Source organism: Streptomyces huiliensis, assembly GCF_020037025.1.
Taxonomy (GTDB): domain Bacteria; phylum Actinomycetota; class Actinomycetes; order Streptomycetales; family Streptomycetaceae; genus Streptomyces; species Streptomyces huiliensis.
On sequence record NZ_JAIQLH010000256.1, the window covers coordinates 1 to 11,998 of the forward strand.

General features: G+C 72.1%; 11 protein-coding genes and 1 tRNA gene. 8 read left to right on the plus strand and 4 right to left on the minus strand.

Annotation, left to right across the window (positions count from 1 at the left end; all coding sequences use genetic code 11):
- Both JNW98_RS30155 and JNW98_RS30160 read right to left on the minus strand, forming a co-directional pair.
- On the minus strand, positions 1–1,267 hold a 1,267-nt coding region (locus JNW98_RS30155), incomplete at its 3' end, for an SUKH-4 family immunity protein (RefSeq protein ID WP_504755572.1).
- A gap of 8 nt (positions 1,268–1,275) precedes the next feature.
- Entirely contained in the window at positions 1,276–2,253 is a 978-nt protein-coding gene (locus JNW98_RS30160; RefSeq protein ID WP_223771473.1) for an SMI1/KNR4 family protein, read from the minus strand.
- A gap of 445 nt (positions 2,254–2,698) precedes the next feature.
- Between JNW98_RS30160 and JNW98_RS30165 the strand changes: the two genes are divergently transcribed.
- Both JNW98_RS30165 and JNW98_RS30170 read left to right on the plus strand, forming a co-directional pair.
- A complete protein-coding gene (locus tag JNW98_RS30165) occupies positions 2,699–3,250 on the plus strand; it encodes a YwqJ-related putative deaminase (RefSeq protein ID WP_223771474.1) in 552 nt (183 codons plus the stop codon).
- A 5-nt stretch (positions 3,251–3,255) separates the two neighbouring features.
- On the plus strand, positions 3,256–3,756 hold the full coding sequence (locus JNW98_RS30170; RefSeq protein WP_223771475.1) for an SUKH-3 domain-containing protein: 501 nt from the start codon (positions 3,256–3,258) through the stop codon (positions 3,754–3,756).
- Between the two features lie 73 nt (positions 3,757–3,829).
- On the opposite strand, the gene JNW98_RS30175 is transcribed toward JNW98_RS30170, so the two are convergent.
- Positions 3,830–5,188, minus strand: a complete 1,359-nt coding sequence (locus JNW98_RS30175; RefSeq protein ID WP_223771476.1) for a sensor histidine kinase — start codon at positions 5,186–5,188, stop codon at positions 3,830–3,832.
- A 156-nt stretch (positions 5,189–5,344) separates the two neighbouring features.
- Here JNW98_RS30175 and JNW98_RS30180 point away from each other — a divergent pair, with 156 nt between their 5' ends.
- The 6 genes from JNW98_RS30180 to pth all read left to right on the plus strand — a co-directional run bounded on the left by JNW98_RS30180 (position 5,345) and on the right by pth (position 10,411).
- Complete coding sequence (locus JNW98_RS30180) at positions 5,345–6,235, plus strand: hypothetical protein (protein ID WP_223771477.1); 891 nt, start codon at positions 5,345–5,347, stop codon at positions 6,233–6,235.
- 12 nt (positions 6,236–6,247) lie between these two features.
- Positions 6,248–6,319: transfer RNA gene (locus JNW98_RS30185), tRNA-Gln, on the plus strand.
- Positions 6,320–6,435: 116 nt separating this feature from the next.
- Positions 6,436–7,893, plus strand: coding sequence for a bifunctional UDP-N-acetylglucosamine diphosphorylase/glucosamine-1-phosphate N-acetyltransferase GlmU (gene glmU, locus JNW98_RS30190; protein ID WP_223771478.1), 1,458 nt, complete (start codon positions 6,436–6,438; stop codon positions 7,891–7,893).
- A gap of 73 nt (positions 7,894–7,966) precedes the next feature.
- Positions 7,967–8,944: a ribose-phosphate diphosphokinase gene (locus tag JNW98_RS30195; protein WP_185942665.1), complete on the plus strand. Its 978-nt coding sequence runs from the start codon at positions 7,967–7,969 to the stop codon at positions 8,942–8,944.
- A 195-nt stretch (positions 8,945–9,139) separates the two neighbouring features.
- Positions 9,140–9,718 (plus strand): 50S ribosomal protein L25/general stress protein Ctc, encoded by a 579-nt coding sequence (locus JNW98_RS30200; protein WP_223771479.1) that lies wholly within the window; start codon positions 9,140–9,142, stop codon positions 9,716–9,718.
- A gap of 90 nt (positions 9,719–9,808) precedes the next feature.
- Positions 9,809–10,411: an aminoacyl-tRNA hydrolase gene (gene pth, locus JNW98_RS30205; RefSeq protein WP_223771480.1), complete on the plus strand. Its 603-nt coding sequence runs from the start codon at positions 9,809–9,811 to the stop codon at positions 10,409–10,411.
- 201 nt (positions 10,412–10,612) lie between these two features.
- Here pth and JNW98_RS30210 read toward each other — a convergent pair.
- On the minus strand, positions 10,613–11,998 hold a 1,386-nt coding region (locus JNW98_RS30210), incomplete at its 5' end, for a phosphoenolpyruvate carboxylase (protein WP_223771481.1).

Consider the following 11,998-nt stretch of genomic DNA (forward strand, 5'->3'; position numbering starts at 1 on the left):
CCGGGGCGCCGGGAGCACCCGGCATGCCGGGCATGCTGCCAGGCGTCGCGAGCATCGTCGCCGCGTAGGCGGCCGAACCGCCGACGGGCGGGTGAGCGCCCGAACCGGCGGGGGCCGACGGGGCGTTGGGGTCGGCCGGCGGAACGGGCGGCGGCGTGGCCGGGGCCGCGGGCGGGACGTTCGGCGCGGCCGGCGTCGGGACGAGGGCACCGGGGGCGCCCGGCGCCGGACGCTGGGCTCCGGGCTCCTCCAGCGCGGGAGCCAGCCGCGTTCGCGGCAGCGAACTGCCGCCGGGCATCAGCTCGGTCTTCGCGTCCGGCCGCACCCCCGGCGGGGGTGTGTCGTCGGCGTCCGAACCGGACAGCGCCGGCGCGAGGACGGTCGCGGGCAGGTTCCCGGTGTCGTCGCCGTCCGCCCCGGCCGAGACGTCGGCCCCCGCCCAGACGGGCTCGGGACCCGGCGCCGGGGAGGGGGAAGAGGAGGGTGAGGCCGAGGGAGTGGCGGCGGACGGCGCGGACCGGTCCGGCGCCTCGCCCGCCACGGAAGCAGCGGGGGTGCTGGGAGTACCGGGGGTACCGGAAGTACCGAGCGCACCGGCGGCATCGGACGTACCGCCCGTCGCGGAAGCCGGAGCGGCCGTCCCGGAGCCCGTCCCTCCGGACGCCGCCGAGTCCGGCCCGCCCGCGCCCGGGGCGACGGCGACGGCGGAAGCCCCACCGGACGTACCCGTCACGCCCGTCACGCCCGTCCCACCGGACGTGCCGTCCGAGCCCGCGCCGGACCGCGGCGCCGGCACGCCTTCCCGGTCCTGCCCCGATACGGAGTCCCGCCCCGATACGGAGTCCCGCCCCGGCGCCGGGGGCCGCTCCGGCTCGCGGTCGCGCTTGCGGTCCGGGATGCCCATCGCGTCCGCCGCGTCCTGGAGCCACTGCGGCGGGCTCAGCAGGAACGACGTCGCGTTCAGGTCCACCCGCCGCGGCGGCTCCTCCGCCGCCGGCGCCGGCTCGGCCGCGGTGCCGTACTCCTCCTCGTACCGCCGGATCACCTCGCCCACCGGCAGCCCGGGCCACAGCGTGGTCTCCCCGCTGTCGCGCGCGATCACCAGCCGCGAGCGGGCGCTGTCCGTGGAGGCCACGCCCTCGCGGTCCTCGGCCCAGGCGACGAAGCCCAGGTCGAACTCGCGCACCTTCACCTCGCGGTGCAGGTACGCCGGAACGTCACCGTTGACCCAGCGCTCCGCGCGCTCCTGAGCCTGCGCGAAGGTCACCACCGCGCTCACCCCTCCACCGGGACGGCGTACGCGAAGCCGCCGTCGACCATCAGGTTCGCCACCGTCTCCAGCTCGGGCGGTCCGCCCGCCAGCCGGGAGAGGAAGGCGTCGAAGTCCTCGCCACAGGGCAGCAGCAGCCGCTCCACCCGCTCCTGCACCGTCCAGCCGTCCTGGTCGCGAGCGTCGTCGTAAGGGCAGAACCAGACCGAACCGGTCGCCTCGCCCTTCACCTTGACCGCCAGCACACCACCCTGCACGAAGGCCACCCCGAGGTAGTCCTTGGTGAAGTGGTCGCGCAGGCACTTGTTGACGTAGACGAGGTCGTTGACCGCCGCCTCCTCACGGACCGTGAAGAACGGCTGGTCCAGCAGCAGCCCCAGCTCCGCGTCGAGCGCGGCGCCCACCGGCGCGCAGCCGCCCGCCGCCTTCAGGAACGCCCGGTAGGCGCCCGGCAGCCGGTACCCGAGGTCCTCCTCGACGCCTTGGACCTGCTCCTCCGTCACCGCCAGCTCGCGCTGCGGCAGCGCGAAGTGCACCGGCCGGGTCTCCTGCAGCGGCCGGGTGCCGCGCTTCTCCTGGTCCACGGCGGCCGTCGCCAGCCCGCCGTGGTGCCGCAACAGCGCCTTCACCTCGGCCGGCACCAGCTCCAGCCGGCGCGTCCCGGCCACGTGGTGCCAGGTCCAGCCGTGCGGGGTCGCCACCGGGTGCAGGCTCGCCCAGAGTTCGTGGCCCTCCGCGTGCAGCGCGGCGTTGGCGGAGACGTAGTCGGTCAGCCGCAGCTCGTCCACGCCGAAGCCCTCCGGCGGCTCCGCGATCTCTGCGGCGGCCCGGGCGTACGGGGAGAAGTCGGGGTACCCGTCCTCGTCCACCCGCACGCCCTGGGGGTAACGGCCGTGCCGGACGGGATCCGGGAAGTGCACGACCTGCCCGGCGTAGGCCGTGTTCGGTGGCGCGGCCTGCTGCCCGAGCCGACCTGTCGTCATGGCGGATGCCCCCTGCTTGGCTGGCGTGTTCTGCGACGTTCGCGATCCCGGCGGCGGGTGACGGAGCCCGCGGCCGGGACGGCCTCGTGACGGACAGCCTATGCGGTGCCGCAAGACGGGCTCCCGCCTGTAGGCGGGGAGGACGTTCCGCACCGGAGAACGCGCGCGTCGGCGATCCGGGCTCGCGGCCTTGCCCGGGCCCGGGCCCGGTCATACGCGGGGGGCGGGCGGCCGAGCCCCCACACCCCGGGAGAACCGCAGAAACCCCTCACGCCCCGGCAAACCCCCGCACCGCGACCGGCTCACCCCCGTGCCACGACTCGGACCCCTCTCACCTATCCCGGCACACCAGGCACACGCAACACCGCCCTGCCTTCCACTCCCACCACCCCGTTTGGCAGGCTGATCCCCGCAACAGGGGGATTGCAGGGAGGGAAGAACCACCATGCACACGACGCAGGACCACCAACCCCTGACCGGGAGCACCGACGGACGGACCGCGACGCCCGGCGACCCCCGGCTCAGCTGGAGCACGACCGAGGACGCCGAACGTCCACCGGTACTGCTCACCCGCCGCGACGGCATCCTGCCCGCCGTCGCCGCCGCGCTCTCCGTCCGCGGCACCACGCTGACCTGCACCGCGGGCAAGGCCGAACAGCCGCCCGCCCTGCACCCCCTGGTCCAGGACTTCCTGGACACGCTCACCAGCGAACGCCGCGAGCGCTTCACCGGACGCTGCCCCGAGGCGCTGCTCCTCACCCGCTTCCTCACCACCCACGAGGCGGGCCGCAGCAAACGCGCCTCCCGCAAACCCCTCACCCACGGCGAGGCCCGCCGCGCACTCAAGCAGTCGAAGATCACCGCACGGCACATCCGCGAGGACGGCGACCCCCGGCACGGCGCCTACGCCCCGCCCTGCCGGTCCTGTACCGCACTCCTCGCCCACTTCGGCGTCCGCGCCATCGACCCCACCACCACGGAACGAGGCAGGCCCTGACCTCCATGCGCGCTTTCGACCGCACCGCAGCCACCCGGTTCCCCGTCGCCGTCGACGCCGCCCTGCGCGAGGCGGGCTGGCAGCCCGGCCGCTGGGACATCAAGGCCGCCGAGAAGTGGGCCGACGCCCTCCGCGCCCACGTGTCGCCCGCCGGACACCGGCACACCGTCTTCCCCGCCGCCGTCGAGGCCTGGGCGGAGTTCGGCGGCCTGCGCGTCTCGGGGCCGGGCCCGGGCAAACACATCGCGCCGACCCCGTTCCACATCGACCCGCTGCACGGGCTGCACCTCGCCCGGACCGTCGCCGACCTCGGGCGGGCACTCGGCACCGAGATCTGCCCGCTCGGGCAGGAGCTCGACGGGCAGGCCGTGCTCACCATCGACGCGCACGGGCGGGTGTACAGCCTCGACCACACCGGGGACTGGTTCCTGGGGTCCGACATCGACCACGCGATCGGGGCGCTCGTCACGGGGACACGGCCGGCCCGGCTGTCGTTCGGAGGCTGAGACGACTGAGGCGGCGGCGCGCCCTGCGGGCGCTGTCCTCAAACTCTCCCGGAAAGGGCCCCCAACAGGCGGACTACGCCGCGTCCGCCGCCCCCGCCACATCCGGTATCACCGCGGACACCCGGAACCCACCCCGGTCCGTCGGCCCGGACACGAACACGCCACCGAGCGCCGTCACCCGCTCCCGCATGCCGACCAGCCCGTTGCCGCCGCTCGGCAGCCCCGCGTCCGTCCCGCCGTCCGACGGCCCGTTCTCCACCTGGAGCGCCACCTCGCCCTCCCGGTGCGCCACCCGCACCCGGGCCGCCGCGCCCGGAGCGTGCTTGTGGACGTTGGTCAGCGCCTCCTGCACCACGCGGTAAGCCGTGCTCTCCACCCGCGCGGTGTACGCCCGCTGCTCGCCCTCGACCGAGAACTCGACGGCCATACCCGCCTGCCGCGACTGCCCCACGAGATCCGCCAGCTGCCCGAGGCACGGCCCGCCGTCCGCGGCACTGGTGGCCAGCGCGTCGGCGGACCGGCGCACCCGCGCCGAGGCCGCCGCGGCCACCGCCGCCAGCCGCTCCGGCTCGCGCGCCTCCGCCGGCGCCGGGGCGCCGTCGGGCTTCGCCCGCAGCACGCCCAGCATCTCCCGCAGCTCGGTCAGCGCCTGCCGGCCCATGTCGCCGACCAGCTCCGCGTTCCGCGACGCCTTCTCCGGATCCTTCAGGGCCACCGCCTGAAGCGCCGCCGCGTGCACCACCATCAGGGAGACCCGGTGCGCCACCACGTCGTGCATCTCCCGGGCGATCCGCGTCCGCTCCTCGCTCCGGGCCCACTCGGCCCGCTCCTCCGCCCGCTCGGCCAGCAGCGACAGCTCCCGCTCCAGCCCGTCGGCCCGCTCCCGCAGGCTCTCCACCAGTCTCCGGCGGGCGCCCACGTAGAGGCCGAGGAGCAGCGGCGGCGCCGTCAGCCCGAGGGCCATGACGGAGGAGAAGAGCACCGTCGCCACGACGTTCGAGTGCAGGCCGGAGGCGGTGGCGTCGCGGTGGAAGCGCGCGGCGGTGACGAGCAGCGTCCCGGCCATGGAGGCGACCGAGAGGACGACGATGATCCGTCGCGGCACGTCCGACGCGGCGAGCGTGTACAGCCCGACGAGCCCGAGCAGGAAGCCCATCTCGGCAGGGGTGACGGCGATCGACACCAGGACCACCGCCACCGGCCATTTCCGGCGCACCAGCAGCAAGGCCCCGACCGGTACGCCCGCCAGCGCTCCGAGCGCCCCGGGTGCCCCCACCTCGTCGGCGAACGAGATCCCCTCGTACACGCACTCGATCACCGACACCAGCGCCAGCACGACGTCCAGCACCATGCCCCGCCGCCTGGCCCACCACCACGGCCCCGCGGGCGCGCCCCGGGCGCCCGCCTCCGTGATTGCCCCCGTTGTGGTCATACCACCCAGACTACGGGGGCGGGCCAACGGTTTTCGAAAAATGACAGCAGCACGCAAACGGCAGGGACGGAAGCGATTCCCGACCCTCTTCGCTCGAACTGGTGAATCGCTCAGGCTTTCGTCGAAAGGGTCGGACGACGGCGGCACGCTGCTCGTATGACGGAGACACAAGACCATGACGACGGCCCACGGAACGGTGACGCGACCTTCGAAGAGCTGCGCTCGCGAGCCGTCGCCCTGCGCCGGAAGGGGCTCAGTACACGACGGATCGGCGAAGAGCTCGGCATCGGAAGCCACGATCTGCTCACCAGGCTGCTGCGGGGCGAGCCGGCACCGGAGTGGACCAAGCGGCCCCGGGCGAAGGACGCCCTCCGGGAGCAGGCCAGAGACCTGAGGCTCGCCGGAAAGACGTACGACGAGATCACCGCGGAACTGGGAGTCTCCAAGAGCTCGGTGTCCTTGTGGGTGCGGGACCTTCCCAAACCCCGGAAGACTCCGGAGCAACTGCACGCGATGCGGGAGGCGAGGTGGGAGCCTCATCGGCGTGAGGTCGCCGCCAAGCGCGTCCGGACGAGACTGGACGCCGCCTGTGAGATCGGGCGGATGACGGAGCGCGAGCTGTTCCTCCTCGGGGTGGGGCTCTACTGGGCCGAGGGGGCCAAAAGCAAGCCGTACCAGGTGCGGGAGGCCGTCCACTTCATCAACAGCGACCCGGACGTGATCCAGGTCTATCAGGCATGGCTCACCCTCTTGGAGATCGGACCGGACCGCGTCCGGTACCGCGTGATGATCCACGAGTCTGCCGACGTCGCCGCCGCGGAGGCCTACTGGGCGAAGCTGGTGGGGGTCGACGTATCGAGCCTGTGCAAGACGACGCTGAAGCGGCACAACCCGAAAACCGTCCGCAAGAACACCGGCTCCGGCTACCGCGGCTGCCTGGTGGTGCAGGTCCTCCAGGGCGCCGACCTATACCGTCGCATCGAGGGCTGGTGGTACGGCATAGTGTTGGGGGTCAAACAGGATCACCTGGCGGTCCGTCCGTTTTGACCCTGTTAGCTGTCCCCTGTGGTGTAATCGGCAGCACGGCGACCTTTGGAGTCGCTTGTCCAGGTTCGAGTCCTGGCGGGGGAGCATTCATCGCGGGTCCTGACCGCCCAGGTCAGGACCCGTCCGCGTTCCGGCCCTTCTACGCACCGGTATCCTGCGGGTGTCACCCCCTCGTAACCCCGAAGCCGAAGGGCACACCCGTGAGCGCCAACCGCCCGGCAGCCGTCGTCGTTCTCGCAGCGGGTGAGGGCACCCGCATGAAGTCGGCGACCCCCAAGGTCCTGCACTCGATCTGCGGCCGGTCCCTCGTCGGGCACGTCGTCGCCGCCGCGCGCGAGCTGGAGCCGGAGCAGCTCGTCGTGATCGTCGGGCACGCGCGGGAGCAGGTGACGGCGCATCTCGGCGAGATCGACCCCGGCGTCCGTACCGCCGTCCAGCTGGAGCAGAACGGCACCGGGCACGCGGTGCGCATGGGCCTGGAGGAGCTGTCCCGCGAGGGCATCCGCCCCGACGGCACCGTGATCGTCGTCTGCGGTGACACCCCGCTGCTCACCGGCGCCACCCTGAAGCGCCTGGCCGAGACCCACGCCGCCGACGGCAACGCGGTGACCGTGCTGTCGGCCGAGGTGCCGGACTCCACGGGGTACGGGCGGATCGTCCGGGACGAGGCGACGGGTGCGGTGACGGAGATCGTCGAGCACAAGGACGCCACCGAGACGCAGCGGGCGATCCGCGAGATCAACTCCGGGGTGTTCGCGTTCGACGGCCGGCTGCTGGCGGACGCGCTGGGCAAGGTGCGGACGGACAACAGCCAGGGTGAGGAGTACCTCACCGACGTGCTCGGCATCCTGCGCGAGGCCGGGCACCGGGTGGGCGCGGCGGTCGCCGGGGACCACCGGGAGATCCTGGGCATCAACAACCGCGTCCAGCTGGCGGAGGCCCGCCGGCTGCTCAACGAGCGGCTGCTGCACGATGCGATGATGGCCGGGGTGACGGTCGTGGATCCGGCGACGACGTGGGTGGACGTCACGGTGACGTTCGAGGCGGACGCGCTGGTGCACCCGGGTACGCAGCTGCTGGGCGCGACGCACGTGGCCACGGGTGCCGAGGTCGGTCCGAACACGCGGCTGACGGACACCACCGTCGCGGCCGGGGCCCGGGTGGACAACTCGGTGGCCGAGGGCGCGGTGGTCGGCGAGGGGGCCCTGGTCGGCCCGTACGCCTATCTGCGGCCCGGTACGAAGCTCGGCCGCAAGTCGAAGGCGGGCGCGTACGTGGAGATGAAGAACGCCGAGGTCGGCGAGGGTACGAAGGTGCCGCATCTCTCCTACGTGGGCGACGCCACGATCGGCGACCACACCAACATCGGCGCCGCGAGCGTCTTCGTGAACTACGACGGTGTGAACAAGCACCACACGACGATCGGCTCGCACTGCCGCACCGGCAGCGACAACATGTTTGTGGCTCCGGTCACGATCGGGGACGGCGTGTACACCGCCGCCGGCTCCGTCATCACCAAGGATGTGCCCCCGGGTTCGCTCGCCGTCGCACGCGGTCAGCAGCGGAATATCGAGGGCTGGGTGGCTCGAAAGCGCCCGGGAAGCGCCGCCGCACAGGCCGCTTCCGCCGCTCTCCAGGAGCACGACGGGGAGCAGTGACCTGACAACGGCAGCGTCGAACGGGGCGTACCGTGATAAGCGCACACAATGCGACATCCAAGGAGACTGTGCTGTGACCGGGATCAAGACGACCGGCGAGAAGAAGCTGATGCTCTTCTCCGGCCGCGCCCACCCCGAGCTTGCCGAGGAGGTCGCGCATCAGCTGGGCGTCGGCCTGGTCCCGACCAAGGCCTTCGACTTCGCCAACGGTGAGATCTACGTCCGCTTCCAGGAGTCCGCGCGCGGCGCCGACTGCTTCCTGATGCAGAGCCACACGGCTCCCATCAACAAGTGGGTCATGGAGCAGCTGATCATGATCGATGCTCTGAAGCGGGCCTCCGCGCGGAGCATCACCGTGATCCTGCCGTTCTACGGCTACGCCCGTCAGGACAAGAAGCACCGCGGCCGCGAGCCCATCTCGGCCCGCCTCATCGCCGACCTGATGAAGACGGCCGGCGCCGACCGCCTCCTCACGGTCGACCTGCACACCGACCAGATCCAGGGCTTCTTCGACGGCCCGGTGGACCACCTGTTCGCGCTGCCGATCCTGGCGGACTACGTGGGCGCCAAGGTCGACCGCGACAAGCTGACCGTCGTCTCCCCGGACGCCGGCCGCGTGCGTGTCGCCGACCGCTGGTGCGACCGGCTCGGTGCGCCGCTGGCGATCGTGCACAAGCGCCGTGACAAGGATGTCGCGAACCAGGTCACGGTGCACGAGGTCGTCGGTGACGTGAAGGATCGTGTCTGCGTACTGGTGGACGACATGATCGACACCGGTGGCACCATCTGCGCCGCGGCGGACGCCCTGTTCGCCCACGGTGCCGCGGACGTCATCGTCACCGCCACGCACGGTGTGCTCTCCGGCCCGGCCGCGGACCGGCTGAAGAACTCGAAGGTCAGCGAGTTCGTGTTCACCAACACCCTGCCGACCCCGGACGAGCTGGAGCTCGACAAGATCACGGTGCTGTCGATCGCCCCGACGATCGCCCGCGCCGTGCGCGAGGTCTTCGAGGACGGTTCGGTGACGAGCCTCTTCGACGAGCAGGCCTGACGGTCGTCGAAGGTCGTAGTTCGTAGATCGATTTCGGTGCGGCCTTCCGCGCCGGGTACACTCCCTGAGTTGCTCGGCGAGGGAGGCCGCACCGTTTTCGTCTCGGTGTGGCGGTCCGTTATCGACGCGCTCTTCGTAGCAGGCCGTTCGTGGGCCGGGTGACCCTGTCCGCACACGACCTCCGAGGAGTGCACCATGGCCGAGATCAAGCTCGCCGCCGCCGTCCGCACCGAGTTCGGCAAGGGCTCCGCCCGCCGCATCCGCCGCGCCAACCAGGTTCCCGCCGTCATCTACGGCCACGGTGGCGAGCCCGTCCACGTGTCCCTCCCGGGCCACGACCTGATGATGGCGCTCAAGACCCCCAACGTCCTGCTCTCCCTGGACATCGAGGGCCGCGACGAGCTCGTCATCCCCAAGCAGGTCCAGCGTGACCCGCTGAAGGGCTTCCTGGAGCACGTCGACCTGCTGGTCGTCGAGCGCGGCGAGAAGGTCACCGTCGAGATCCCGGTTCAGACCGAGGGCGACCTGGCCCCCGGCAACAACCTGCTCGAGCACACCCTGACCGCCCTGCCGGTCCTGGCCGAGGCCACCCACATCCCCGAGGCCGTCACCGTCTCCATCGCGGGCCTCGAGGCCGGTGCCTCCGTCCTCGCCAAGGACGTCGTCCTGCCGGCCGGTGCCGAGCTGGCCGTCGACGCCGACGCCGTCGTCCTGCACGTCGTCGCCGGCCAGTCCGCCCCGGCGGACGAGGCCGCCGAGGGCGCCGAGGCCTGAGCCTCGCGCTGAGCCTCATTTTTCCTCCGGCCGCCGCCCCGCTCCTGACCCGGAGCGGGGCGGCGGTCGGCGTATGAAGGAGTTATGCGGATGACGACGACGGACGGCACGAGCACGAACCCCTGGCTGATCGTGGGCCTGGGCAACCCCGGCGGCGAGTACGCGGGCAACCGGCACAACGTGGGCTTCATGGTCGCCGACCTGCTCGCGGAGCGGATGGGTGCGAAGTTCAAGGCGCACAAGGCCCGCGCCCAGGTCGTGGAGGGGCGGCTGGGGGCGCCGGGCCCGTCGAGCCGGCGCGTGGTGGTCGCCAAGCCGATGTCCTTCATGAACCTGTCCGGCGGGCCGACGGCCGCGCTGCGCGACTTCTACAAGGTGCCGGTCGAGCGGATCGTGGCCGTCCATGACGAGCTGGACATCGACTTCGGGCAGTTGCGGCTGAAGCTGGGTGGTGGGGACAACGGGCACAACGGTCTGAAGTCGATCACCAAGGCGCTTGGTTCCGACTACTGCCGGGTGCGGTTCGGGATCGGGCGGCCGCCGGGGCGGATGCAGGTTGCCGACTTCGTGCTGAAGGATTTTTCTTCCGCCGAGCGGAAGGATCTCGCCTTTGAGGTGGATCGGGCCGCGGATGCGGTCGAGTCGCTGATCGTTGACGGTCTGGAGCGGGCTCAGGGGACGTACAACTCGTAGGGGTGTGCCCCAGTCCCGCCCCTTCCCGTTTCTTGCAGGGGCTACGCCCCCGCACCCCCGAGCGCACCTGCGGCGCGCGTCCTCAAACGCCGGACGGGCTGACTATTCAGCCCGTCCGGCGTTTGAGGACAAAGGGGGTCTGGGGGCTTGCCCCCAGGAATCGACGAAGGGGCGGGACCGGGGCTCAGCCGCCCGCAGGGCTCACCCCGTGTTGCGCAACCCCGCCGCCACACCGTTCACGGTGAGCAGCAGCGCCCGGGCCAGCAGCGGATCGGGAGCCTCTCCCCGAGCCGCCGCCTCCCGCTGCCGGTGCAGGAGCGTGACCTGGAGGTAGGAGATCGGGTCGAGATAGGCGTCCCGGATGTGGAACGTCTGCCGCAACACCGGGCTGGAGTCGAGCAGTTCGCTCTCGCCGGTGATCCGCAGCACCTCCTGGACGGTGAGCTCGTGCTCCGCCCGGATCGTGTCGAAGACGTGCTTGAGCTCGTCGGGCACGAGGGTGTCGACATAGTGCCGCGCGATGCGCAGATCCGTCTTCGCGAGCGTCATCTCCACGTTGGAGAGGAAGTTGCGGAAGAAGTGCCAGCGCTCGTGCATCTCCTCCAGGACGGTGTCGAGCCCGGCCTCGCGGGCGGCCTTGAGGCCGGAGCCGACGCCGTACCAGCCGGGGACGATCTGCCGGGACTGGGTCCAGCCGAACACCCACGGGATGGCCCGGAGTCCGTCGAGGCCGGCGCCGGAGTCGGGGCGGCGGGAGGGCCGGGAGCCGAGGTGGAGTTCGGCGAGCTGGTCGACGGGGGTGGAGGCGAAGAAGTACGCGGGGAGGTCGGGGTCTTCGACCAGGCGCCGGTACGCGCCGTGCGCCGCGTCGGACACCGTGTCCATGGCCGCGTCCCAGCGGGCGAGCGCCTCGTCGGACTGGCGGGGGGCGGTGTGCAGGGCGGACGCCTGGAGGGTGGCGGCGACGGTCAGTTCGAGGTTCTCCCGGGCGAGGGCCGGGATCAGGTACTTGTCGGAGATGACCTCGCCCTGCTCGGTGACCTTGATCTCGCCGTCGAGGGTGCCCCAGGGCTGGGCGAGGATGGCGTCGTGGGTGGGGCCGCCGCCGCGGCCGACGGTGCCGCCGCGGCCGTGGAAGAGCCGGAGCCGGACGCCGTAGCGGTGGGCGACGTCGCGCAGCCGGCGCTGGGCGCGGTGGATCTCCCACTGGCTGGTGGTGATGCCGCCGAACTTGGACGAGTCGGAGTAGCCGAGCATGACCTCCTGGACGTCGCCGCGGAGGGCGACGAGCCGTCGGTAGGAGGGGTCGGCGAGCATGTCGTCGAGGATGCGGTCGGCTTCCCTGAGCTCGTCGGTGGTCTCCAGGAGCGGGACGATGCCGATCTTCGCCCAGCCGCCGTGCAGGTCGACCAGTCCGGCCTCGCGGGCGAGGACGGCGGCGGCGAAGACGTCGTCGGCGCCCTGGCACATGGAGATGATGTACGACTCGACGACCTCGGGGCCGAAGCGTTCGAGGGCCTCGCGGACGGTGTGGAAGACGCCGAGGGTCTTGGCGCCGGCGGCGTCGAGGGGTGCCGGGCTGGGGGC